22 protein-coding genes and 1 tRNA gene are annotated in these 22,902 nt (G+C 66.6%); 15 read left to right on the forward strand and 8 right to left on the reverse strand.

The features are described from left to right. Positions 1-188 precede the first annotated feature (188 nt). The 4 genes from AC5FRV_RS00610 to AC5FRV_RS00625 all read right to left on the reverse strand — a co-directional run bounded on the left by AC5FRV_RS00610 (position 189) and on the right by AC5FRV_RS00625 (position 4,379). Entirely contained in the window at positions 189-1,202 is a 1,014-nt protein-coding gene (locus tag AC5FRV_RS00610) for a hypothetical protein (RefSeq protein WP_493559197.1), read from the reverse strand. Positions 1,203-1,850: 648 nt separating this feature from the next. Beyond that, positions 1,851-1,924: transfer RNA gene (locus AC5FRV_RS00615), tRNA-Ile, on the reverse strand. Between the two features lie 84 nt (positions 1,925-2,008). After that, positions 2,009-2,572, reverse strand: a complete 564-nt coding sequence (locus AC5FRV_RS00620) for an FxsA family protein (RefSeq protein WP_493559198.1) — start codon at positions 2,570-2,572, stop codon at positions 2,009-2,011. 427 nt (positions 2,573-2,999) lie between these two features. Then, on the reverse strand, positions 3,000-4,379 hold the full coding sequence (locus tag AC5FRV_RS00625; protein WP_493559199.1) for a cytochrome P450: 1,380 nt from the start codon (positions 4,377-4,379) through the stop codon (positions 3,000-3,002). Positions 4,380-4,521: 142 nt separating this feature from the next. On the opposite strand from AC5FRV_RS00625, the gene AC5FRV_RS00630 reads away from it, so the two are divergent. The 10 genes from AC5FRV_RS00630 to AC5FRV_RS00675 all read left to right on the forward strand — a co-directional run bounded on the left by AC5FRV_RS00630 (position 4,522) and on the right by AC5FRV_RS00675 (position 12,715). Beyond that, positions 4,522-6,210, forward strand: a complete 1,689-nt coding sequence (locus tag AC5FRV_RS00630; RefSeq protein WP_493559200.1) for a DUF255 domain-containing protein — start codon at positions 4,522-4,524, stop codon at positions 6,208-6,210. An 82-nt stretch (positions 6,211-6,292) separates the two neighbouring features. Continuing rightward, the gene (locus AC5FRV_RS00635) at positions 6,293-7,096 is read left to right on the forward strand and encodes a TrmB family transcriptional regulator (protein WP_493559201.1); all 804 of its coding nucleotides are present in this window, start codon (positions 6,293-6,295) and stop codon (positions 7,094-7,096) included. Between the two features lie 92 nt (positions 7,097-7,188). Next, complete coding sequence (locus AC5FRV_RS00640) at positions 7,189-7,917, forward strand: DUF2103 domain-containing protein (RefSeq protein ID WP_493559202.1); 729 nt, start codon at positions 7,189-7,191, stop codon at positions 7,915-7,917. Between the two features lie 294 nt (positions 7,918-8,211). Next, positions 8,212-8,490: a 50S ribosomal protein L37ae gene (locus tag AC5FRV_RS00645; RefSeq protein WP_089816695.1), complete on the forward strand. Its 279-nt coding sequence runs from the start codon at positions 8,212-8,214 to the stop codon at positions 8,488-8,490. Then, entirely contained in the window at positions 8,490-8,624 is a 135-nt protein-coding gene (locus AC5FRV_RS00650; protein WP_012807557.1) for a DNA-directed RNA polymerase subunit P, read from the forward strand. Before AC5FRV_RS00645 ends, AC5FRV_RS00650 begins: the two co-directional genes overlap by 1 nt. An 18-nt stretch (positions 8,625-8,642) precedes the next feature. After that, entirely contained in the window at positions 8,643-8,891 is a 249-nt protein-coding gene (locus AC5FRV_RS00655; RefSeq protein ID WP_493559203.1) for a KEOPS complex subunit Pcc1, read from the forward strand. Positions 8,892-9,035: 144 nt separating this feature from the next. Next, positions 9,036-11,393, forward strand: a complete 2,358-nt coding sequence (locus tag AC5FRV_RS00660) for a bacterio-opsin activator domain-containing protein (protein WP_493559204.1) — start codon at positions 9,036-9,038, stop codon at positions 11,391-11,393. Between the two features lie 143 nt (positions 11,394-11,536). Next, positions 11,537-11,854, forward strand: coding sequence for a DUF7344 domain-containing protein (locus tag AC5FRV_RS00665; RefSeq protein ID WP_493559205.1), 318 nt, complete (start codon positions 11,537-11,539; stop codon positions 11,852-11,854). Positions 11,855-12,033: 179 nt separating this feature from the next. After that, on the forward strand, positions 12,034-12,423 hold the full coding sequence (locus AC5FRV_RS00670) for a prefoldin subunit beta (RefSeq protein WP_493559206.1): 390 nt from the start codon (positions 12,034-12,036) through the stop codon (positions 12,421-12,423). A 1-nt stretch (position 12,424) separates the two neighbouring features. After that, positions 12,425-12,715, forward strand: coding sequence for a DUF3194 domain-containing protein (locus AC5FRV_RS00675; RefSeq protein WP_493559207.1), 291 nt, complete (start codon positions 12,425-12,427; stop codon positions 12,713-12,715). Positions 12,716-12,792: 77 nt separating this feature from the next. Here AC5FRV_RS00675 and AC5FRV_RS00680 read toward each other — a convergent pair whose 3' ends face one another. The 3 genes from AC5FRV_RS00680 to AC5FRV_RS00690 all read right to left on the reverse strand — a co-directional run bounded on the left by AC5FRV_RS00680 (position 12,793) and on the right by AC5FRV_RS00690 (position 16,431). Continuing rightward, a complete protein-coding gene (locus AC5FRV_RS00680) occupies positions 12,793-13,050 on the reverse strand; it encodes a DUF8142 family protein (protein ID WP_493559208.1) in 258 nt (85 codons plus the stop codon). A gap of 625 nt (positions 13,051-13,675) precedes the next feature. After that, on the reverse strand, positions 13,676-13,831 hold the full coding sequence (locus AC5FRV_RS00685) for a DUF7563 family protein (RefSeq protein ID WP_177227426.1): 156 nt from the start codon (positions 13,829-13,831) through the stop codon (positions 13,676-13,678). Positions 13,832-13,971: 140 nt separating this feature from the next. Beyond that, entirely contained in the window at positions 13,972-16,431 is a 2,460-nt protein-coding gene (locus AC5FRV_RS00690; RefSeq protein ID WP_493559209.1) for an ATP-dependent DNA helicase, read from the reverse strand. 673 nt (positions 16,432-17,104) lie between these two features. On the opposite strand from AC5FRV_RS00690, the gene AC5FRV_RS00695 reads away from it, so the two are divergent. After that, complete coding sequence (locus tag AC5FRV_RS00695; RefSeq protein ID WP_177227429.1) at positions 17,105-17,266, forward strand: ribbon-helix-helix domain-containing protein; 162 nt, start codon at positions 17,105-17,107, stop codon at positions 17,264-17,266. A 22-nt stretch (positions 17,267-17,288) separates the two neighbouring features. Here the strand turns inward: AC5FRV_RS00695 and mct are convergent, their stop codons facing one another. Then, on the reverse strand, positions 17,289-18,479 hold the full coding sequence (gene mct, locus AC5FRV_RS00700) for a succinyl-CoA:mesaconate CoA-transferase (RefSeq protein WP_493559210.1): 1,191 nt from the start codon (positions 18,477-18,479) through the stop codon (positions 17,289-17,291). A 120-nt stretch (positions 18,480-18,599) separates the two neighbouring features. On the opposite strand from mct, the gene glmS reads away from it, so the two are divergent. Genes glmS through mch form a run of 4 tightly spaced genes read left to right on the forward strand, consistent with a single transcriptional unit; the run spans position 18,600 to position 22,845 of the window. Beyond that, positions 18,600-19,040, forward strand: coding sequence for a methylaspartate mutase subunit S (gene glmS, locus AC5FRV_RS00705; protein WP_493559211.1), 441 nt, complete (start codon positions 18,600-18,602; stop codon positions 19,038-19,040). A 2-nt stretch (positions 19,041-19,042) separates the two neighbouring features. Continuing rightward, the gene (locus tag AC5FRV_RS00710) at positions 19,043-20,506 is read left to right on the forward strand and encodes a methylaspartate mutase subunit E (protein ID WP_493559212.1); all 1,464 of its coding nucleotides are present in this window, start codon (positions 19,043-19,045) and stop codon (positions 20,504-20,506) included. Then, positions 20,496-21,767 (forward strand): methylaspartate ammonia-lyase, encoded by a 1,272-nt coding sequence (locus AC5FRV_RS00715; RefSeq protein ID WP_493559213.1) that lies wholly within the window; start codon positions 20,496-20,498, stop codon positions 21,765-21,767. The genes AC5FRV_RS00710 and AC5FRV_RS00715 overlap by 11 nt, the downstream gene beginning before the upstream one ends. Continuing rightward, positions 21,760-22,845 (forward strand): 2-methylfumaryl-CoA hydratase, encoded by a 1,086-nt coding sequence (mch, locus tag AC5FRV_RS00720; RefSeq protein WP_493559214.1) that lies wholly within the window; start codon positions 21,760-21,762, stop codon positions 22,843-22,845. The genes AC5FRV_RS00715 and mch overlap by 8 nt, the downstream gene beginning before the upstream one ends. The last annotated feature ends 57 nt before the right edge of the window (positions 22,846-22,902 follow it).

Raw genomic sequence — 22,902 nt, forward strand, 5'->3', positions numbered from 1 at the left:
AACGCTTTTTCTTTAACTACTACTCCGTAGCCATTGCCCATCGCTTGCCAGTCTCCGGACTGAGGCCATCGGAGCCCACTCAATATGCACACGGACTGAACGGGCTTGTGTGCATATCGGAGCGAGTGGTTTTCTCGACGCGCAAGTGGTAGGGACCAAGGACAATTGTCCACAAGCTGTTGCTAAGGTCACGTGCCCTCAATGTCGCCAGAAGACGCGTTTAGATAGTCATAGACGAGATAGTCAAGGTAGAGCCTCTTATACTGATTTTCGCCATTCATAAAGATCAGTCCCATGAATAGCATTCCCGTGCCGAAAACTAGCATCCCCGTATCCATCCCAATTTGTGAATAAACGATTGGGGTGTAATTATCGGTTACAAATAGAATCTCTGCAATAATGCCCGGGACCCATGCAGGCGGATCTGGGTCTAAAGAGACTACAACATATGGAAGTGAAAATGATAGAAGAATAACCCACATACTCCGACAAAAGGAAAATGTGGCATGGAATTTGCGTGACCGTCCAATTCGGCTGAACTCTAGATAGCTCACGATGCTCATATATACCATATCAGAATCTGTTTGATCTATCCAATCCATTCTTTCAGTAACTTCTTCGAGAAGAACTTTCGACAATTCAGTGTCCGAGGCCATTTTTTGGTCGTATAATTGCCGGTGAGGTGTCAGAACCCCCTTTATCCAATCTTGGAGCCTCCCTTTTGGTTCAACAATTATGCTCAGAACTCCTATCAAAAAGCCCCCGACGATAGGGATGTAAAGCTCGTACCTCCCCGTGACGAGTGGATAACCAATACCAAACGCGGCGGTGAGAATAATTCGAATTATGTCTAATTTCTCAAGAGTTGACTTTCCCCTTCCATTCTCTGTTGATTTTCTCCCACTTTTGATCTCTTTTAATATATAGCCAGAGAATGTAATAAGCCGAGAGTAGCTCCTAAGTGTAGAATAGAACAGATTCTCAACGATTACAGCAAACGAATGAACAGCTTGGCCTATTACAAAACCTAGTACTACTGCTATTAGCAGTGTTGCAGCAAGTAGTGCAGGCGACTCTCCCGAAATGAAGGAGATACTGCCCTCGGGGAGTAACGATGCAAACAGCAACAGGAACACTGTCCCTGGGAATGCCTTTGCGTATAAATTATAGGAGTCAAAAATGCTTGAAATCTGTGGTTGCACGTTTTCAACACCCATCCTTTCGACATAAATATCACTACTTCAGCCTTTTCTTTCCTACCTGTCTTAAACCGGCCCACTCGGAACGCGGTGAGTAGCTGCTGAAGGACTGGTAACAGCCCGACAGGCAGTCACACTACCGCAAATGTTCGGACAAATCGACTTCGAGGACGCCCTCGCGGGCGGCCTGTTCACAGTCCCGTCCCGAGACGACCAAACCAGACCTACCGCTCCAGAATCAGTGTCACACCGAGATGAATTGGCTGGGGAGTTGCGCGACCCAGTCGAACGGTCGAGGACCGTTCGGAAGTGGGATGGGCCAACGCGGATTGTGAACCAGAGGAAGACGATCGACCTCACTCCGTTCGGTCGCTGCGACTTCCAGGGTTCAAATCCGCTCGGCTACACGATTCGCTCCTCACGTCCGTTCACTGGAACGGCAGAGCCGTTCCAAGCGTTCGTTCACTCTGTTCGCGAACACGTCGCAGAATAGTGGGCCAACGCGGATTGTGAACCAGAGGAAGACGTTCCGGGCGTGCGGCCTCGCTGCGCTCGGCCGTTCCGGGACTGCGACTTCCAGGGTTCAAATCCGCTCGGTTGTATTTTTGCTACACTCACGGCTCACGTTCGTTCGCTGTTCGGTAGCAAAAATGGGCCAACGCGGATTTGAACCGCGAACCTCCCGGTTATCAGCCGAGCGCTCAACCTGATTGAGCTATTGGCCCGCTGAGCGCATCAGAATGTATCCGAGGGCTACTGTTAAGCGTTACTACTCCGGCCTCGAATGCGGCACAGTACCACCCGACCGCTCACTCGTCACCTTTCTCCTCGAAGTCGATGTCGGTGGCGTTGTCGTGGTCGAACCCGCTGTTCTCGCCGCCGCCAGCGCCGCCGGCGCCGTCCGGGCCCGGTCGGCCCATCCCGCCGAAGCCCACGCGGTCGGTGTCGTCGTCGCCGGGGAACCCGCCGATGTAGACGTTCCCCGTCGCGAACCCGCCGGACTTGGCGTCGATGTAGGGCGTGATGACCCACTTCTTCGCGGCGACGCGGACGGGCCAGCGCGTGAACGGGATGGCCAGCAACAGCGCGAGGGCGTCCGTCACCAGTCCGGGCGTGAGGAAGAACGCGCCCGCGGCGATGAGCAACCCGCCGTCGATGACTTCGTCGGTCGGGATCTCCCCGCTGGCCAGCTTGCGCTGTATCTCGCTGAGGGTGTGCCGACCCTCGGCGCGGACGAGCAACATTCCCAGCAGCCCGGTCAGGACGACGATGAGGATAGTCACCGGCCAGCCCAGGAACTGCTGGCCCACCACTGCCAGCAGGACGACGTCGAGCAGCGGTATCAACAGCAACACCGCGATGACGCGCAGCATACCTCGTCTTGACGGTGGCGCCTCAAACCGTTTTCGTGCTAGGTGTGCCCATCGCTAGAATAAACAGTGGAGATCCGTGAACTGACAGCGCTGTCGAGGTTTCAACAACCCGAAAGCCCCGATAGGCTCCACTCGGGGGGCTCGCTGCGCGCCTCACTCCGTTCGGTGCTTGCGTCGCCCGCCTTCGCGGAGCCTATCGCCCCTTTCAGTCCCACCCAGTGTTCGTTCGTCCGGCCGAGTTACTGTGGACTGATGAGTTTTCCAGATGGGTGGGATCGAAAGGGGCCGACCGCTCGGGGAAGGCGGACGCAGCAAGCACCGAGCGAAGCGAGGCGCGCAGCAAGTCCCCCGACCCGAGCGGGAGGGGGCTTTCGAGTTGTTGCTGGACGTGATCACAGTCCTCGTTGCACTCCCTCCCCTTCTCACGTCACCTCGCGCGAGGAATCACGTCGATACCGTCGCTCGGCTGCAACGTAATCTGCATCGAGAGGTCGAGCGGCGGTTCCGTCACGGGGTCGAACTGGAAGCGCTGGCATAGCGTCGCCAGGATCAACCGGGCTTCCATCGTGGCGAAGCGCATCCCGATGCAGTGGCGGGGGCCGCCCCCAAAGGGGTAGTAGGCGTACTCGGGCAGGGCCTCCTCCATCGACTCCGTCCAGCGCTCGGGCCGGAAGGTATCGGGGTCGTCGTACCACCGCTCGTCGCGGTGGACGTTCCACTGGGGGAGCGACAGCGTCGACCCGGCGGGGATGGTGTACCCGCCGAGTTCGACGTCGGTCGTGGGCTCGCGAAAGATGACGAACGCGGGCGGGTAGAGCCGCAGGGCCTCCTGGATGACGCGCTCCAGGTAGGGCAGGTCGGACAGGTCCGCAGCCGTCGGCGTCCCGCTACCCAGCGCGTCCAGTTCCTCGTGGACGCGGACCTGTTTCTCCGGGTTCGTCGCGAGCAAGAAAATCGCATAGGTCAGCGTCAGCGCCGTCGTCTCGTGGCCGGCGAACAGAAAGGTCATCAGTTGCTCGCGGACGCGCTGGGACTCCATCGTCGTCCCGTCCGGGTACTCCCGTTCCAGGAGCAGGGAGAGCAGGTCGTCGCGCTCCGCGTCCTCGGCCTGTCTCTCAGCGATGATCTCGTCCACCGCGTCGAAGAACTCCTGGACGGCGCGCTTGCAGCGCAGGTTTGCGGGCGTGGGGACCCAGAGCGGGAGGTACGCCGAGAACCCCGAGGTGTCGAAGCGCTCGGCGATAGTCTCGCTGGCGTGCCCGATGGCGGTCTGCTTGTCCCGGACGTCCACGTCGAGCAGCGTCTTGGCCAGGACGTCGAGCGTCAGTCCCTTCAGGCGGTCGTCGATGCGGACAGGCTCACCCGAGGGCAGGCTATCCGCGAACCCGCTGGCGTACTCGCCCATCATCGGTGCGTGGGTCTCGATGCGCTCGCGGTAGAACGCGGGCTGGATGAGGTTCCGGTCCCGCTGCCACTCGTCGCCGCTGGTCGAGATGAGTCCCGTCGGTGCGATGGCGCCGATGGACTGCTCGACGACGGTCCCCTTGACGAACTCCCGGTCGCGCTCGACGAGGACGGTCTGGACGTCGTCGGGATGGGTGAGCATGTAGCCGTTCGTGCCCGCGATGCGGTAGTGGACGACGTCGCTGTCGAACTCCTCCCGGCAGCGCTCGTAGAACGCGAAGGGGTCGCGGACGAACTGGAAGGTGTTGCCCGCCAGCGGGAGTCCGTCCGGACCCGGCGGCGTCTCCCCGGGCGGCCGCTCCACCCGTCGCTCGGCCTCGCCGTCGCCGTGGCTGGTTGCCATCGTTCGACGGTTGACGCGCCCGTCACAAGTCCGTTCCCCCGCGCTGGTGAGGGCCGTTTATGCGATATCCACGGCTGGCCATCTCGGGCGCCCCGTCGCCCCAGAGTGCAAGGTACTTTCCGTCCTCTCACGTAGCGCGAGTATGGACGAGTTCGCTGCGGACACGAAGGTCGAGTGGCGCGAGTGGGGCCCCGCGGCGTTCGAGGACGCCGCCGAGGCCGGCAAGCCGCTGTTGCTCGCGCTGACGGTGCCGTGGAGTTCGGAGTGTCGCGAGATGGACCGGCGAACCTACGGCGAACCGCGCATCGCCGCCAACGTCAACGACGGCTTCGTCCCGGTCCGGGTCGACGCCGACCGGCACCCGCGCGTCCGCGAGCGCTACAACATGGGCGGGTTCCCGTCGACGGTGTTCCTCACGCCCGAAGGGACGGTGCTCTCCGGCGCGACCTACCTCGGTCCGGACGGCTTCCGGGACATCCTCGACGGCGTGCGCGAGACGTGGGACGCGAAGGGAGAGGCCGCCGGGTCGGTCCCCCGCTCGGTCGGGGCCGGCGTCCCGCCCGCGGGCGAGGTCACTCCCCGCATCGAGGAGCACATGGTCGAGCAGCTGCTGGGCGCGTACGACGAGGAGTTCGGCGGCTGGGGCAGCGACGTGAAGTTCCCGATGGCCCGAACCGTCGAGTTCGCGCTCGTTCGCGCCCGCGACCAGGCCACCCGCACGCTGGAGGCCATCCGGACCCACCTCCGGGACACGTACGACGGTGGTTTCTACCGTTTCGCCACCAACCGCGACTGGTCGGAGGCCCGCAGCGAGAAACTGCTCGACGAGAACGCCGCCATCCTCCGGGCGTTCGCCCACGCCTATCGCTACACCGGCGAGGAGGCCTATCGGGAGACGGCCGAGGGGACGGTGGAGTACCTGACGACGACACTCTGGGATGGCGAGGCGCGTAGCGCCTCGGAAAATGCGAGCGGGGAGCAGAGCGACCCGCGAGCAACGCGGGGCGCCTTCGCGGGCAGTCAGGCTGGCGACAGTTCGTACGCGCAGCTCCAGGCCACCGAGCGGGAGGAATCGGACGCGCCCCACGTCGACGCCACCGTCTTCGCCGACCGCAACGGCGTCGCCGTCGACGCGCTGTGTACCTACGCCGCCTACACCGACGACGAGCGCGCACAGCGATACGCCGAGCGCGCCCGCGACCACGTCGTCGAACAGCTGGTCGACGACGACGGCGCCGTTATCCACTACGCCGACCCGGACGCGGGCGACGTCGGCGAGCGCGGCCTGTTACTCGACCAGGCCCGCGTGCTCCAGGGGCTGACGTCGTCCTGGCAGGTGCTGGGCGAGGGCGGCCCCGCCACCGCCGTCGCGGACTGGACTTTGGACGAACTGCAGGCCGAGAGCGGCGCGTTCCGCGACGGGCCGGTGACGGGCGCGGGCCTGCTCTCCGAGCCCCAGTATCCTCTCGACGCCACCGTCGAACTCGCCGACGCACTGGTGGACCTGGCCGAACTCACGGGCGACGACGAGTACCGGGAAGCCGCCGAGAGGGCCGTCGCCGCCTTCGCCGGCGCGGCCGACCGGATGGGCGTCGAGGTGGCGGCGTACGCCAGCGTCGCGTCCCGACTGCTCGAACCGGCGAGCGTCCGCGTCGGCGCACCGGCGGGCAGCGACCTCCACCGCGCGGCCCTGCGACTGGCGGACCACGAGTCCGTCGTCGTCCCCGGCGTATCCGATCTGGACGACGTGGCCGAGCAGCGCGTCGACGGCGAGGTGACCGGCACGGCCGAGTCGCCGGCCGAACTCGAAGCGCTCTTGACCGGCGAGTAGGCAGGTCCCTCCGACAGGCCGGCAACTGACAACCCGGTCAAACCGGCGGTGCGTTTTTGGATGCGGACCGAGAACGACTGGTATGCCCAACCTGCGCGACCTCGGCCTCTCGGAGTACGAAGCCCGCGCGTTCCGATCGCTGCTCGACACCGGTCCGACAACGGCCAAGGAGTTGTCTCGCGCGAGCGACGTCCCGATGGGGCGCATCTACGACGTGCTCAACAGCCTGGAGACGCTGAACCTCGTCCGGAGCCAGGCCGCCAGCCGGCCCAAGAAGTTCGTCGCCGTCGAACCGGAGACCGCCCTCGACAGGCTGCTGGAGGACCGCAAACGCCAGCTCGAGGAGAAGGCCAGTCAGTACGAGACTATCGTCGACGAACTCGCCGACCAGATGGAGTCCGCCGAACCGGTCGACGAGCCGTTCTGGACGGCCGCCGTCGGTCCGGGAGAGACCGTCGATCTGCTCGTCGAGCGCCTGGCGGCCGCGGACGACCGCATCGTCGTGGTCGGTTCGGTCCCCTCCCAGCAGTTCGACGTCACCGAGGCCGCCGACCGCATCGTCGACGAGATCGAACGCGCCCTCGAACGCGACGTCGAGGTGTTCATGTTGCTCCCGCCGGCGTTCTACGAGCACATCCCGACCGAGCGCGGACGCGACTACCAGCGTCGCCTCCAGAACTACGACCGGTTCAACTACCGGGCCAGCGACGAGATAACGTCGACGTTCGAGATCATCGACGACGTCGAGGTCTGTATCGAGGTGCCCCACCCGATGGGCGGGTCGACGTTCGCGATGATCGACCTGAAGGACCCCGAGTTCGCCGACGAGGTGTACGAGGAGTTCCGGCCACAGTGGGACGGAGCGCGGAGGGTCTCGGGAGCCTGACCCACGGCTTCCACCTGGACCTGACTGCCGACTGACGCGACGTCTCCCCGGAATCGCCCCGTTTATCCACGTCCGGAAGTGACGCTCCGACAATGGAGTGTCGGCAGTGCGCCTCGTCGCTGGACCGACCGGGCGACTACTGCCTGGTCTGCCGGACGGCCAACGCCGACACCGTCGTACTGGAACTCGAGAGGGATCGGGCGACCGTCACTGCCCTCCTCGACGAGGACGTCGTCGGTGCCCGGACGATAACGACGACGCCGGAGGACGCCGACGACGGCGAGGCGAACGTCGTCGAACTCCGGAACTTCGCGGGACTGATCGCCGACGAGGTCCGCCGCAAGCGCCCGGAGGAGGTGTACGTCACCGGGGACCGCGACGTCGTCGCGGCGGTCCGCTCGCAGCTTCACTACCCTTTCTACCGCGTCGAGGCCGAGAACCCGGTCGAGCACGTCGTCGAACGCCGCGGTGAACCGGCCCTGGAGGTGGTCGAGGCCTCGCTCTCCGAGAAGCTCGGCGGCTCGCACTCGACGCTCGTCGGCGGCCGTGCGGGCAAGCGCGCCCTCGAAACCGTCGCCGCCCACCCGCACGTGAAGAAGGTCATCCCCGGCCCCATCGACGCCGGCGGCTCCGGGTCCCGAACCGGCGTCCGGGCCAAGGCGACCCGGGCCGACCAGCACGGCAACGTCCGCCTGCTCATCCGCGACGGCTCCTCCGTCCAGGAGAACCGCATCGTCACCACCGCCGGGGACCGCGAACTCGGCGAGCGCGTCCGCGCCGACCTCAACGACGCCCTGCAGGAGACTGAGCTTCAGGAGTGAGGTGGCGATGACCCGACCAATCACGGGGTGGGAATGAAAGGGGCGGCGGGCTCGACGACGGCAGCCGAAGTAAGCAGCGAGCGTAGCGAGGCGCGTGGTTCGAGAGAGCGGAGCTCTCTCGTCATCACGAAAATCTCCGATTTTCGGACGACAGCGAGGCTCCCGAGTCGAGCCCGCCGGGGCTTTCGAGTTGTTGTCTACCGTCGCCGTCTCGTTCTCACTGCCGTGCCATCCCGCTGCTCCTAGCCGCAACTCAACAGGTTTATTTGGCCGCTGTGCCGATACCACGATACTATGGCCAGTAACAAGGGACGGACCGGCAGCGCCGGTCGCTTCGGGGCCCGCTACGGGCGCGTCGCCCGCCGCCGGGTCGCCGACATCGAGTCCGACATGAACGACGACCACGCGTGCCCCGAGTGCGGGAAGGACCGCGTCGACCGCCAGGGCACGGGTATCTGGGAGTGCGGCTACTGCGGCTACAAGTACACCGGCGGCACCTACCGACCGCAGACCCCCGGCGGAAAGACCGTTCGCCGGTCCATCCGCGCGGCACTCGCCGACGACGAGGAATAATGAGCTACAAGTGTTCCCGCTGCAAGCGCGACGTGACGCTCGACGAGTACGGCGGCGTCCGCTGTCCGTACTGCGGCCACCGCGTGCTGCTGAAGGAGCGCTCGCGCGACGTCAAGGAAGTCGACGTCAAATAGCCGTCGGGACGGGGTAGCGTGGACCACGAAGCTGTTCTCTCCTTCGAATACGACGACGGCGAGCGGGCGCGCCGGGTCGAGCGGAGCGTCCGGCCGGAAATCGGCGACATCGACGGCGACCGCACGACGGCGACGCTCGACCGGGACGGCGCCGTCGTGAGCGTGCGAGTCGCGGCGGCCGACCTCGTCGCGCTTCGGGCGGGCGTCAACACCTGGTCGACGCTGGTGGGCGTGGCCGAGCGGGCCGGTGTGGCCGATCTGCGGTAGTTGCAGTCGAGCGGGCCCGTCGACGCACTCGTTCTGGGGCCGGGTCGACGGGGGGTGTGGCGGCGAACTATTATACTGTTGTAACTCCGGGTGTCACGTAGATGAACAGATCGTGGGGGACGACCACGGCGAGGACGCCGACGTATGGTGAGTGAGCTCGAGGCGGACTACCGGGTGGTGCAGGGCGAGGCGGCGACGAGACTCCTCTACGTCGACGCCGACGAGGAGACGATGGCGACGGTCGCCACGTACGTCGAACGGGAGTACTCAGACGTCGAGCTCGTCGGGACGACGGATGCCGGGGCGGCGGTCGACACGCTCCGGTCCGCCGGATGGGGCTGTCTCGTCGTCGGCGGCGACCTCCCGGTCGCCGACCGAAAAGCACTGGTCGAGGCGGCGTCGTGCCCCATCGTCTCCTTCACGAGGGCCGGTCGGGACGCGGACACCGACCCGGTCGTCGCGGCGGCGACGATGGTCCTGGAGAAGGGGACCGACGAGCGGATCCTGGCGATGCTCGTCGACAAGGCCCGACAGTTCGCCGGGGCGGGACCGGACGGGGACGACGAACCGCTCGCGCGGACGCTCGCCCGGCTGGGGGACGCCGACGAGGACATCGCGTGTTTCGTCGTCGACGACGGCGACCTCGCCTGGGCCAGCCGGCCCTTCGAGACGACGTTTCCGGTCGCTGCGGCGGACGTTCCGGACGGGGACTTCGACGACCGGCTCGCCGCGGTGTTCGGGGGCGTCCCGGACCCCGGCGCGTCGCTGGTGACCGTCGAGACAGACGACGCGGGCTCGGCCAGCGCGGACTCGGCCGGCGAGGGTCCCGTGCTGCGCTACTATCGATACGCCAGCCACCGGATCCCGGGCGAGCGCCGGCTGGACGTGTTCGAGGACGTGACCGACAGGGTCGAGCGCGAGACTCGCTCGGGGCTGTACGAGCTCCTCGTCGAGCAGGCCCGCGACGGGCTCTACGTCTTCGACGCCGACGGCGTCGTCGTGTTTACCAACGAGGCGTTCGCGTCGATGCTCGGCTACGACCCCGAGGACCTGATCGGGAAACACGCCGCGGAGATATTCGCGGAGGGCGAACTGCACGCGGCCCAGCGGGACATCAAGAACGTGGTCAGCTCCGAGGACACCGGCGGCGCGGGGGACCGGACGTTCCTCGACTGTCACGGCGACCCGGTCCCGGTGTCGGTCAACTACACCGTCCTGGCCGGCGACGAGACCGACTTCGACGGGTTCGTCTGCGTCGCGCGCGACGTCACCGAACGTCGAAAGCGCGAACGCGAACTCGCGGCCCGACGCGACGAACTGGCCCGCATCAACCGCGCCGACGCGCTGGTGCAGGACGTCGTCCGCGAACTGGGCCAGGTCGCCTCGCGCGACGAACTCGAACGGGCGGTGTGTGAGTGCCTCATCGAAGTCGACGGCGTGACCCTGGCGTGGGTCGGCAACCGCGAGGGTGCCAGTGACCGCATCGTTCCGGGCACCGTCGTGGGCGAGCCCAGACAGTACCTCCACGACCTGCTGGCGTCGACGTCCGTGGAAGGGGCGACGGGCGGCCCGGCAATGCGTGCCGTCCGGACGGGCGACGTCAGGCTAGCCGCGGACCTCCGCGAGGGCGACCGGGAGGACGTCTGGCGTTCGCTGGCGCTGTCCCACGACCTCTACTCGCTGGCGACGATCCCGCTGATTCACGGCGAAACCGTCCACGGCGTCCTCGCCGTCTACGGCGACCGACCGGAGGCCTTCGGCGACGCGCTGACCGACCGGTTCCACCTGCTCGGTGACACCATCGGGTTCGCGATGACGGCCGTCCAGAACAGGCGACTGCTTGAGGAGGACGTCACCGTCGAACTGGAGTTCCGGGCCGACAGTGACGAGGCGCGCCTCGTCTGGCTGGCACAGGCCTGTGACTGTCAGCTGGAGATCGTCGGCTCGGTCGACCTCGGCGAGGACGTGCTCCAGTATCTCGCCGTCGACGGGGCCTCGGTCGAGGCGGTCGCGGACGCTGCGGTCGAGAGCGACGACGTCACCGGCGCCCGCGTCATCCGGGCCGAAGGGTCCGAGGCGGGCGTGGTCGAACTCCGGACGCCCTGGTCGCTACGCTCGGCACTCTCGGAAGTCGGGGCCCGGCTGGAGGCCGCCGTGATCACCCCTGCATCCACTCGAATCGTCGTCGAAGCGCCCAGCGACGCCGACGTCAGGGCAATCCACGAGGCCGTCCGCCGCTCGAACCCGGGCGCGACGCTCGTCACCAAGACCGAGGGTGATCGCTCCAGGCTCGACGGCCGGGAGGGAATCGGCGTGACGGAGTCTCTCACCGACCGCCAGCAGGAAGTCCTCCAGGCGGCCTACCTGGCGGGCTACTACGCCTGGCCCCGTGATACGACCGCTGAGGAACTGGCCGAGTCCCTCGGCATCGCCTCGCCGACGCTCCACCAGCACCTCCGGCGCGCCGAGCGCAACATCCTGGATGCACTCTTTGGCGAGTAAAACCTAGGTGGCTAGGCGTATTCTTGATAGTTACCACGCGGGTATAGTTCAGACGCGAACCAATGACCGAACAGTCCCCGTCTGGCCCGGAAAGCGAGGACTGGCGCGGCATGACCCCGTGTGATCGTGGTCTCACCGCGCCGATGGTCGACGACGTATTCGGGTTGCTGGCCGACTGGCGACGCCGGACTGTCTGTCGATACTTCGTGACGACCGGGTCGAACTCCGCCCACGTCGATACGCTTGCCGCCGCAGTCGCGCGGCGCGTCAGCGACGACGAGATCGAAGCCTCCGAAACGCGCGAACAAGCAATCCGGGCGTCCCTCGTCCACGACCACCTACCCCGAATGGACGAAGCCGGCGTTCTGGACTTCGACGCCCGCAGCGAGTCGGTCTGCTACTGGGGGAACCCGACGCTGGAGAAGTGGGCCGAACACGCCGAGGCCGTCACCGACCGGTAGCGTCCCGCACTCCGCCCCGCCGTCAGTCTCCGCGCCGGTCCCGCCCCCTGTCCGTCCCCGCATCCCGTCCCGCCCCCTGTCCGTCCTCTCCGTCTCCCGCTGGCGCTCGTCTTCCACCCCCGGGCCGAGTATGGGTGACAAAGCAATGGTTTTTCAGTGAGGGACTCAACCCTCCGACCATGCAGGGTAATCTGCCGCCGGAAGCACAGGAGAAACTCGAGGAACTGCAGGACCTTCAGGAGACGGCACAGCAGGTCGCCGCCCAGAAGCAGCAGGCCGAGACGTCGCTGCAGGAGTCCGAGACCGCACTGAACGAACTCGACGACATCGACGAGGACGCCACCATGTACCGCGAGGTCGGTGAGCTGCTCGTCAAGACCGACTACGCCGAGGCTCAGGAAGACCTCGAGGAGAAGGTCGACAGCCTGCAAGTCCGCACCGAGACGCTCCAGAAGCAGGAGGACCGCGTCCGCGAGCAGTTCGAGGACCTCCAGAGCGAGCTCCAGCAGATGCTCGGCGGCGGTGGCGGCCCCGGCGGCGCACCGGGCCCGGGCGCTGGCGGCGCGTAAAATGCCGACCGACGGTGAGACGACGGAGAGTTCGACCGACGGCGGGGACGCCCCGGCCGACGGTCCCACCGACGAACAGGTCGTCGAGACCGCGTCGAGCGCCGCCGAGGGCCTTGTCCTCTCGCGGTACTCGAAGAGCGACCTTGACGACTACGACGTGACCGTCACGTTCGACGACGGCGTGCTGGAAGTGGACGTCTACGTCCACGCGCCCGACGCGCGGGCCGACGAAGACCAGGTCGCCGAGGACGCCGCGCTGGCGGCCCAGTCGGCCGTCGACGACCTCTTCTAGGCCGTTCCGGCCGCTTTTGCGATACTGTTCCTGTAGCTGTGGGTGGGAGAAATCGGGTTATCGGGCGCCGCGGTCATCTAGAAGTCGGTCCGGTCGCTGGCGAAACCGGTCCGGAACGCGATCCACGTCAGCACGCTCATGAAGAGGATCGGCGGGAGGATCATGAAGCCCCAGAGCGGGTCCAGTCCCCAGAAGAGCAAGAGCACGAGGTCGGCGAGGCCGATGAAGAGGAACGGTGAGACGAACAGCAGCGCCTGCTTGCGAGAGATCCCGCTTTCGTCCTCGCGCTCGTCGAGCAGGTCCCTCGTCTCGACGGCCTCCCCGGTGTCTTCCATGGTCTGGACGTTGGGTGGCGACCACGAAAAACGACCCGCTTTGGGACTGTTCTAGCAGGAGGATGTGCGTCCGATTCGGCCTCTCTCCCCTCCGATGCGCTCTCTACGGAGTTCAACTACTGTGTTGATCAGTTCGGGCTGAGACGGCAACTGGAACTCTAAACAACAGCCCGAAAGCCCCCTCCCGCTCGGTGGCTGCGAACCGCGCTGCGCGCGGCCTTCGGCCGTGCTTGCGGGTTGGTTCGAGAGAGCTTCGCTCTCTCGTCATCACGAAAGGCGCTGCGCGCCTTTCGAACGATCTCGCTCACCGAGCGGTCGGCCCCTTTCAGTCCACCCACTTCGGCTGGTTCGTCAGGAGAAATGGGCGGGACTGAAAGGGGCGGCTGGCTCCGGGAACCCCGGCGAAGCAAGCACGCGAACGGAGTGAGCGCGCAGCGAGCCGCGGGACCGGAGCCAGCCGGGGCTTTCCTTTGTCGTCGGTCAGTACAGTTGTTGCTCCAGCACCGAGTGAACAACACAGTAGTTCAGCCACTCACGGACAGTCTCGCCAGTCCGCACTCGGAGACACTAACACCATCAACACAACACCGACAGCCAAAAAATCAGGAGGCGGGGACCAGCGCCGTCACTGACGCGACGAACGCGCTTCGCGGACGTCGTTGCCGTCGCGGAGCTTGTCCTCGCAATACGGGCAGACCCGGGGCCCGTCGTGTCCTTCGGGCGTGAACACCCGAACGTACTGCTCGGTGACGAACGACTCACAGTTCTGACAGTGCGGCATTCACAGAGACACTTACTCAATTACGTATAGGCTTTTTGTTCGCCGGATGAGTCATGATACATACCAGTCAGCTACGTATAGCCGTCGGCCGAATACACGTAGAACTCCGGGCCGATTCTGGGGTTCGACGAAGGAGGAATTCAGCGCCCGTCCCAGAATCGGTCGATCTGTTCGGCGAGGAACTCGGGGGTCATCCGGGTGAACTCCTCGCGTTCTTCCTCGGGGAGGAAGGGATAGACTGAGTGGCGCGCACCGGGGCAGTACCGGCGGCCGACGAACGCCCGGACGCCCACCTCGTCGGTGCCCCTGATGACCCGGCCGATGGCCTGGCGGGCCCGGCGGACGGCGGGTACCGTCAGCGCGTACTCGAAGGCGTCGTCCTCGCCGAAGACGTCGCCGTAGGCGCGCTGGACGGCGCGGACGCGGGGCGAGCCGATGTTGACGAGCGGGACGCCGACGACGGCACAGGTCGACAGTTTCGCGCCGTCGTAGTCGACGCCCTCGGTGAGGGTGCCCCTGGTACTCGTCACGAGCACCTTGTCGCCGCCGCGGAAGAACTGCTGCTTGCGGCGGTCGGTCTCCTCGTTGCTGGAAGACTCGTCGACGAGGACGGGCTTGGTGACGGCGTCTTCCAGATACGCGCCGGCCCAGCGGGCCTCCCGGTAGTTCGGCATCGAGATCATCACGTTGCCCGGCGAGCGGGCCAGCGCCCGCAGCGCGTGGGCGTACTCGTCGCGCGTCGGGTTCCAGCTCTCGCCGAGCGGGCGCATGTCCTCGGGGTCGCCGCGGTTGCGCGCGGTGAAGGGGCGGCAGTCGACGAGCCACGAGGCTCGGTTCTCCTCGGGGAATGTCAGCCCGTAGGTGCGATCGTAGACCGGACGCGAGTCCCGGTCCTTACCGCCCTCTTCGAGGAAGGTGAGTCCGGAGACGTGGGCGAAGACGTCCAGCGGTTCCAGCGTCGCGCTCATCAGCACGCCCCCACCTAACTCGTCGAAGATGTCCCGGAGCGCGCGGGCGGGCATGCAGTTGTACAGCAGCAGGCCCGGCGTGTACATCTGCTCGTAGTCGGCGTCGACGTGGCGCTCGTCGGCAGGCGCGTGTTCGAGTTCGATCTCCCGGAGGAAGCTGGCGTGGTCGCGTTCCCACCAGTGGCCCATGATGGCGCCGACGGCGGCGCAGACCGGCTGGCGGGTCTCGCCGAGTTCGTCGAGGACGTCCTCGACGGCGGCGCCGACCTTCGAGAGCGTCCGCCAGAGGCTCCCCTCGTACCCCATCTCCTCGGCCCACGCCGTCAGGTCGTCCTGGCCCGGCTCTTCGGGGTCCCGAAGCGGGATCTCCTGTTCTCGTTCCGGAAGCGTGGAGGGGTCCGCGCGCCAGCCCTCGGCCTCGCCGTCGAGGTACTCCCGGACGCGCATGTCGAGCCAGTCGATCAGGTCGTCGTAGAATTCGCGGGCGTCCTTGACGGCGTCGAGGGGGACCTCCCGGACCGAGAGGACTTCCTCGACCTGCTGTTTGTGGTCCTGGGTCTGCTGGGCGCGCTGGATCAGGTGGTTGCAGTCGTTGCGCGCCCGCACGAGCGTCTGTTTGCCCACCCGATCCGAGAGCAGGTCGCGCACTCGCTCTTCGAGGCGGTGAGCCTCGTCCACGATCACGAACGTCTGGTCGTCGAGGATCGAGGCGAGGAGGGGTCGCGTCTTCGGGTCGAAGAGGTGGTTGTAGTTCCCGACGACGACGTCGGCCTCCTCCAGCATGACGTTCATCACGCGGTGGGGGCAGGTGCCGCGCTCGACGGACGCGGGGAGGTAATCGTCGATGGTCACGACGCGCTGGCGGCCCGCCGAGAAGTCTATCGGCGACCCCTTGTTCCGGGCGTACCAGTCGGCCTCGAACGGGCAGTACAGCGGCGGGTCGTCGCTCTCGGCCAGTTCCTCGGGCGCGCTCGGCTGTGACTTGCGATAGGGTGAGGTCGCGTTCGCCGTCGCCAGGCTGTCGTCGCCGAAGGACTGCTGGGCCTGCGCTTCCGGCCGCGCGGCCTTCGCCAGGTCGCTGGCGATCTCGGGGTCCCACCACTGGTCGTCGTCGATTTCGGCCTCGATGGCGGCGCTGGCTGCCGCCGATTCCGTCGCGTTGCTGTCGGCCTCGACGAGTCTGGCGGTGTCCTCTCGCAGGTCCTCACACCGGTCGTGCGTGCTCGCGTCGTCGGGGAAGAGCCCCTCCCGGCCGTAGGGACACAGATCCGGCTTCCCCACGAGCGAGATGCCGTCCATCGGCTCGTCCATGTGCGCGTTCATCGCCCGAAGGTCCTCGACGAACTGCTGGAGCTGTTGTTTGACCGGCGTCACGACGACGACCCGTTCGTACAGGTCGGTGTCGCGGACGAGCGACGTCGCCGCAGTCAGCGCGGCCATCGTCTTCCCGGTCCCGCAGGGCCCCTCCATCGCGAGGTACCCCTTCGACTTGCCCGCCCGGATCGCCTGCTCGACGGCGTCGGCCTGGTTCGCGTACGGCTCTTCGAACGCGAAGTACTCGCGCCAGGTGGCCTCCCCCTCGGCCGCTGGGTCCCCCTCGGCGTCTCCCTCCTGGGCCGCGCCGTCACTCATTGAACAGGGGTTGATCGTCACCGGATTTGAACCTCCGGAATTTTGGCTAGGAGTTGGTTGGTGTGCTTTCTGGTGAGCAAGAACTGAGAACAGGACGTCGAAAGCCCTCCCGGCGCTCGACCGCTCCGGGGCTCGCTGCGCTCCAGCAGGTGCTTGCGTCGCCCGGGAGGGTTCGAGCGCCGTTCGCCCTTTCATTCCTCCAGGCACAGCACCGCAGCCCTGCCCTTCCCCTGGTCGCGCGATAAAACGCGCTCCCGGCCGGGTGGTTGCGGAGCGGTCAGGACGCGTGTCGCGACGCGGACGCGGCGCGACCGGGGAGGGGTGGCGGAGTCAATCGCGAGCGCGTGCCGAAGGCCGCGCGAGCTACGGCTGTCCCTGGAGGAATGAAAGGGCGAGGCGCGGTGAAGGAAGCACGGACCCATAAGCACCGCAGTGCAACGAGGAGCGCAGTGGGTCCGCGCGAGTTCAGCGGGCCGAGGGCTTTCCTTTGTTGCCGGTCCCGATTCTGACTGCAGAGTGCGAGCCGAGGGCTTTCGACGTCTTCACGGAGACTGATCAATTCCTCCGTCCACTCCGATTCCACCCGACTACCCATCGAGAAAATCAGACACGGAAGACGGGCGTCAGACGCCATGGCGGTAGCCTTTTGGGCGCGACGGGCCAACGACGGTCCATGACAGCCACCGGATCGACGCCGGACCGCGAGGAGATAACCGTCCGGTTCTCGGAGGGAGTGCTCGACCGGATGGACGAGTCGTGCCGGGCACAGGGCATCGCGACCCGGAGCGAGTTCGTCAGCGAGGCGCTCGACGACCTCGTCGAGCAAGAAGGGTAGCGCACTCGGTCGTCGATAGTTCTCAGTCGTCGCTCTCAGCGGTCCGCCGCCCCTCGGCCTCGGACGCGTCGTCGCCGAGAATCTCCGCTCGATGCTCGTCGAGCAGCGGTGCGCGGCCGCCGGGCGAGGGCTCGGTCTCGCTCATCTTGATCGGCGAGCCCGAAATCGTCACGTCCCGGCCGGCGCCGGGTTGTTCGACGTCCACCAGCATGTCCCGACCCTGGACGTGAGAGTCCTCGAAGATGTCGGCGGTGTTCTGGACCGGTGCGGCGGGGACCTGGCCTTCGAGCGCGTCGACGACGTCCTCTGTCGCCAGGTCCTTCGTCCAGTCGGCGATGGCACTCCGAAGCGACTCCCGGTTCGCCATCCGTGACGTTGCGTCCGGGTAGTCCGCGGCGAGGTCCGCCCGGTCCATCGCCTCGCAGAGGCCGCGCCAGTGGCCGTCTGAGAACGCGGCGATCACGACGTACCCGTCCGCGCACTCGAAGGCGTCGTAGGGAAACAGCGTCGGGTGCGAGTTGCCCTGGCGCGTGGGCGCGTCGCCGGTGTAGGAGTACTGGTAGATGGCGCGCTCGGTCATCGAGATCATGGCGTCGTACATCGCCGTGTCGACGTACTGGCCCTCGCCGGTGCGGTCGCGGTGGTGGATGGCCGCCAGGATCCCGACCGCAGACAGCGCGGCCGTGAACAGGTCGCCGATACCGGGGCCGACCTTCGTCGGCGGGCCGTCCTCCTGGCCGGTAATCTCCATGACGCCGCCGAGCGCTTGCGCGATGAGGTCGAACGACGGCTGGCCCTGCCGTTCGGTCTCGCCGGTCCGCGGGTCGCCGAAGCCCCGGATCGAGGCGTAGACGAGTTCCGGGTTGCGTTCGCGCAGGGTCTCGTAGGCGCAGTCGAATTTCTCCATCGTGCCCGCGCGATAGTTCTCGACGACGACGTCGGCCTCCTCGACCAGCGAGAGGAACGCCTCGCGGTCGTCGGCCGCACCGAGGTCGAGTTCCAGCGACCGCTTGCCGCGGTTGACGCTCTGGAAATACCCCCCATACGGCTCGTCGCTGCTCTCGGCGAACGGCGGGTTCGGCCGGATGAGGTCGCCGCCGGGGCGTTCGATCTTTACCACGTCCGCGCCCATGTCCGCGAGCAACATCGTGCAGTACGGGCCGGCGAGGACCTGGGTCAGGTCGAGCACCCGAAGGTCCGATAGGGCTCCCATGGTCTCGGTCTGTGACTGGTGGCACATCAATCTTGGTGATAAATCATTATAATCTCCTTAAGGTGTATTATCATGAAAAATCATTACGTTTATTGTGGGTGCCCCACCACCAGGTAGTACATGCCCGAAACGGTCATCCTCGGCGTGATAGGATCCGACGCGCACGTCGTCGGAATCACGATCCTCGAACAGGCGCTGTCGGCCGCCGGATTCGAAGTCGAGAATCTCGGCGTCCAGAGCTCGCAGGAGGAATTCGTCGAAGCGGCGAAAGCCGAGGACGCGGGGGCTGTACTCGTTTCTTCGCTGTACGGGCACGCGCGCCAGGACTGCGAGGGGTTCCACGAACGCCTCGACGAGGCTGGACTCGACGTCCTCACCTACGTCGGCGGCAACCTCGCCGTCGGCCAGGACGACTTCGAGTCGACGCGCGAGCGGTTCCGCGAGATGGGGTTCGACCGGGTCTTCGACGCGGAGACCGACCCGGAGGAGGCTATCGCCTCACTCCAGCGGGACCTCCAGCTGACGACGACCGAGCCCGAAGCGGTCAGGGTCGATAGCTGACCATGCTCACCGACACGAGGCTCGCCTCCGACGAGCTACAGCGCATCGCGAACGAGTTGCGCGACAACTGGCGCACCGGCCGCGAAGTCGACTTCGAGGAGGCCATCGCCTTCCACGAGTCGCTCCCGCGCTCGAAGGAGTTCGCCACCGTGCTGGAGTCGGCCGACGCGCCGCTCCTCCAGCCCAGGGCCGGCGTCCCCTGCCTGGAAGAACAGATCGAGTTACTACGGTATCTCCAGGACGAGGGCGACGCCGACCTGCTGCCGACGACCATCGACTCGTACACGCGCGACAACGAGTACGAGAAGGCCGAGGAGGGGCTGGCCGCCTCGCGCAACAGCCCGGACAACGAACTCAACGGTTTTCCCGCGGTCAACCACGGCGTCGAGGACTGCCGGCGGCTCGTCCGGGCGCTCGACGCCCCCATCGAGGTCCGCCACGGCACTCCCGACGCGCGACTGCTGGCGATGGTGACGCTCGCCGGCGGCTTCCAGAGTTTCGAGGGCGGGCCGATCTCGTACAACATCCCCTACACCAAGGAGCACAGCCTGGCGGAGACCATCGAACACTGGCAGTTCGTCGACCGGCTCTGTGGCGCCTACACCGAACGCGGGGTCACTATCAACCGCGAGCCGTTCGGCCCGCTGACCGGGACGCTCGTCCCGCCCTCGATCGCTATCACGGTGATGCTGATCGAGGGACTGCTCGCGGCCACGCAGGGCGTCCGCTCGCTCACGCTGGGGTACGGCCAGGTCGGCAACCTCGTCCAGGACGTCGCCGCGCTGCGGGCGCTGCGCTCCCTGGGTGAGGACTACCTGCCTGAGGAGGTCACAGTCACCACCGTCTTCCACGAGTGGATGGGCGGGTTCCCGCCGGACGAGGCCCGCGCCAGCGGCGTCATCGGCCTCGGCGGCGCGACCGCCGCGGTCGCGAAGCCGGACAAGGTCATCACCAAGTCCCCCCAGGAGTTCCAGGGCGTCCCGACGAAGGAGGCCAACGCCTCCGGCCTGCGCACCACCAGACAGCTGATCGATATGATGATCGAACAGGACATCGACCTCGGCGGTATCGACGACGAACAGGCCCTCATCGAGCGCACGACGCACGCGCTGATGGACGCAGTGTTCGAGGCGGGCGACGGCGACGTCGTCCAGGGCGTGATCAACGCCTTCGACTCCGGCGAGCTCGACGTGCCGTTCGCGCCGAGCGACGCCGCGAAGGGTGCGGTCCTTCCCGCCAGGGACGACGACGGCCGCGTCCGCATCTTCGAGTTCGGCGACCTGGCGCTCCCGGACGAGATCAAGCAGATCCACGCCTCGCGACTCGGCGAACGCGCTCGCACGGAGGGCCGCGAGGAGTCGTTCCGGATGGTCGCCGACGACGTCGACGCCATCAGCGACGGAAAGCTCATCGGGCGTCCGACTGGCGATTCCGATCTCGCCGGAGGTGTCGGCGATGCGGATTGAGGCGGTCAGGGCGACGCCTGGCGTCTCCGGGTTCTTCTTCGACGACCAGCGGGCGATCAAGCAGGGGGCGACCCAGGACGGCTTCGACTACGAGGGCGACCCCGTGACGCCCGGCTTCGAGCGCGTCCGGGAGGCGGGCGAGTCGCTCATCGTCGAACTGGAACTCGCAGATGGAACGGTCGCCAGAGGCGACTGCGCCGCGGTGCAGTACTCCGGTGCCGGCGGCCGCGACCCGCTGTTCCGCGCCGCGGAGTACGCGCCCGTCGTCGAAGGACCAGTCGCCGACGAACTCGTCGGCCGGGACGCGACGGCGTTCGGCCAGAACGCCACCGCCCTCGAATCCCTGGAGCCCGCGAGGACCGACGGCGACCGCCTCCACACCGCGGTCCGCTACGGCGTCTCGCAGGCGCTGCTGAACGCCGCCGCGCAGGCCACTCACCGGACGCCGACGGACGTGCTCGCCGAGGAGTACGGGACCGTCCCGGCCGCCGAACCGATTCCGGTGTTCGGCCAGTCCGGCGACGAGCGCTACGCGAACGCCGAGAAGATGATCGTCAAGGGGGTGCCGGTCCTCCCCCACGGCCTGTTCAACTCCGTCGAGAAGGTCGGCGAGGACGGGGAGAAGCTGATCGAGTACCTCGCGTGGCTCTCCGAGCGGGCGACCGAGCGGGGCGAAGCGTACGACCCGCGCTTCCACGTCGACGTCTACGGCATCCTCGGCGAGGTGTTCGGGCCGCCGTACGACCGCGAGGAAGTGGTCTCGTACTTCGAGGAGTTGCACGAGGCGGCCGCTCCGTACCCCCTCCAGGTCGAGGGGCCGATGGACGCCGAGGGGCGGGCCGAACAGATCGACGCGATGGTCGAACTTCGCGAAGGGCTGGCCAGCGCAGGGGTCGACGTCGACCTGGTCGCCGACGAGTGGTGCAACACGCTCGACGACGTGCAGGCGTTCGTCGACACGGGCGCCGCCGACGTCGTCCAGGTCAAGACGCCGGACCTCGGCGGCATCCAGCGCTCGGCGGAGGCGGTCCTCTACTGTGAGGGGACCGACACCCGGGCCTACCTCGGGGGAACCTGCAACGAGACGGTGACGTCGGCGCGGGCCTGTGCCCACGCCGCGCTAGCGACGAACGCCGCCCAGGTCCTGGCCAAACCCGGGATGGGCTTCGACGAGGGGTTCATGGTCGTCACCAACGAAATGAGGCGGACCATCGCTCGCCGAGCAGCCGGCGCGACCACGGAGGTGACCGCCGATGACTGACGACGACGAGTACGAGTGGACCGATGCGGAGACGTTCGCGGCGGCCCTCGACCGCGCCGAGACGCGCGAGAAGGGCCACTTCTTCGAGTTCTTCGAGGAAGGCGACGAGATCGAACACGGCCCCGGCATCCGACTCGCGCGGGCCGGCAACGAGCAGTGGATGAGCCAGACGCTCAACCACGACCCGGCCTACTGGCGGACCGACGTCGCACAGGAGCGCGGGTTCGAGGAACCGCCGATCCACCCGGACTACCTGCTCGCCTGCGTGATGGGTCCCTCCGTCGAGGACCTCTCGGAGAAGGGCGGCTACTTCCTCGGCCGGACGAACGTTCACTTCCACGAGACGGTGTACCCCGGCACCGAGGTCCACGTCCTGTCGACGGTCGTGGACACGCGAACGTCGTCCTCGCGGCCCGACTACGGCATCGTCACCTGGCAGACGGAGGGATACGACGCCGACACCGGTGACGTGCTCGTCAGCTACGAGCGGACGAACATGATCCCTCGCCGGAATCCGGCGGCGACCGACGGCGGTTCCACCGAGCGGAGCGAGACGTACACCGCCTCCGACGTCCCGAACATCCCCGAGACCTTCGTCACGCCGGAGGGCGGCTACCTGGAGGACTTCCGGGCCGCGCTGGATCGGGCGGAATCGAAGGGAACCGCCGTCGCCTACCGCCACGAGCGCGGGCGGACGATGGACGATACGCTGGTCGCGGGCCTCCCGCTCGCGACGCTGAACACCGCCCGCCAGCACCACAACCGCGACGAGATGGCCGACTCGCCCTCGGGCGACATCGTCGCCTACGGCGACGTGACCCGGTCCGTCGCGCTTGCTCACGCGCGCTCCGACGAAGCGACCTACCGCGAGCGGCGCTTCGAGAACGAGCGCTTCCACGACTTCGTCACGCTGGGGGACACCATCTACGGCTTCACGCGCGTGCTCGACGCCGACAGACCGGTGGCCGACGCCGACGCGGGCGCCGTCACGTTCCAGCACGTCGCCTTCAACCAGGAGCACACGCCCGTCTACTCCGGCGAGCGGACGGCGCTCGTCCGGTGTGCGCCGACGGAGTGACCGACGACCGAACGACGAGCCACACCAGCAACACACGAACGACACACCAACGACACA

Source organism: Halomicrobium sp. HArcel3, assembly GCF_058933135.1.

What these genes read in the sequence shown, in the direction of transcription:
- AC5FRV_RS00640 (WP_493559202.1), top strand. Translation starts at nt 7,189, where the DNA reads ATGGAGTGTCGGCAGTGCGCCTCGTCGCTGGACCGACCGGGCGACTAC.
- AC5FRV_RS00630 (WP_493559200.1), top strand. Translation starts at nt 4,522, where the DNA reads ATGGACGAGTTCGCTGCGGACACGAAGGTCGAGTGGCGCGAGTGGGGC.
- AC5FRV_RS00680 (WP_493559208.1), bottom strand. Translation starts at nt 13,050, where the DNA reads ATGGAAGACACCGGGGAGGCCGTCGAGACGAGGGACCTGCTCGACGAG.
- glmS (WP_493559211.1), top strand. Translation starts at nt 18,600, where the DNA reads ATGCCCGAAACGGTCATCCTCGGCGTGATAGGATCCGACGCGCACGTC.
- AC5FRV_RS00645 (WP_089816695.1), top strand. Translation starts at nt 8,212, where the DNA reads ATGGCCAGTAACAAGGGACGGACCGGCAGCGCCGGTCGCTTCGGGGCC.
- AC5FRV_RS00625 (WP_493559199.1), bottom strand. Translation starts at nt 4,379, where the DNA reads ATGGCAACCAGCCACGGCGACGGCGAGGCCGAGCGACGGGTGGAGCGG.
- AC5FRV_RS00660 (WP_493559204.1), top strand. Translation starts at nt 9,036, where the DNA reads ATGGTGAGTGAGCTCGAGGCGGACTACCGGGTGGTGCAGGGCGAGGCG.
- AC5FRV_RS00715 (WP_493559213.1), top strand. Translation starts at nt 20,496, where the DNA reads ATGCGGATTGAGGCGGTCAGGGCGACGCCTGGCGTCTCCGGGTTCTTC.
- mct (WP_493559210.1), bottom strand. Translation starts at nt 18,479, where the DNA reads ATGGGAGCCCTATCGGACCTTCGGGTGCTCGACCTGACCCAGGTCCTC.
- AC5FRV_RS00665 (WP_493559205.1), top strand. Translation starts at nt 11,537, where the DNA reads ATGGTCGACGACGTATTCGGGTTGCTGGCCGACTGGCGACGCCGGACT.
- AC5FRV_RS00675 (WP_493559207.1), top strand. Translation starts at nt 12,425, where the DNA reads ATGCCGACCGACGGTGAGACGACGGAGAGTTCGACCGACGGCGGGGAC.
- mch (WP_493559214.1), top strand. Translation starts at nt 21,760, where the DNA reads ATGACTGACGACGACGAGTACGAGTGGACCGATGCGGAGACGTTCGCG.
- AC5FRV_RS00710 (WP_493559212.1), top strand. Translation starts at nt 19,043, where the DNA reads ATGCTCACCGACACGAGGCTCGCCTCCGACGAGCTACAGCGCATCGCG.
- AC5FRV_RS00690 (WP_493559209.1), bottom strand. Translation starts at nt 16,431, where the DNA reads ATGAGTGACGGCGCGGCCCAGGAGGGAGACGCCGAGGGGGACCCAGCG.
- AC5FRV_RS00650 (WP_012807557.1), top strand. Translation starts at nt 8,490, where the DNA reads ATGAGCTACAAGTGTTCCCGCTGCAAGCGCGACGTGACGCTCGACGAG.
- AC5FRV_RS00635 (WP_493559201.1), top strand. Translation starts at nt 6,293, where the DNA reads ATGCCCAACCTGCGCGACCTCGGCCTCTCGGAGTACGAAGCCCGCGCG.
- AC5FRV_RS00685 (WP_177227426.1), bottom strand. Translation starts at nt 13,831, where the DNA reads ATGCCGCACTGTCAGAACTGTGAGTCGTTCGTCACCGAGCAGTACGTT.
- AC5FRV_RS00670 (WP_493559206.1), top strand. Translation starts at nt 12,034, where the DNA reads ATGCAGGGTAATCTGCCGCCGGAAGCACAGGAGAAACTCGAGGAACTG.
- AC5FRV_RS00695 (WP_177227429.1), top strand. Translation starts at nt 17,105, where the DNA reads ATGACAGCCACCGGATCGACGCCGGACCGCGAGGAGATAACCGTCCGG.
- AC5FRV_RS00620 (WP_493559198.1), bottom strand. Translation starts at nt 2,572, where the DNA reads ATGCTGCGCGTCATCGCGGTGTTGCTGTTGATACCGCTGCTCGACGTC.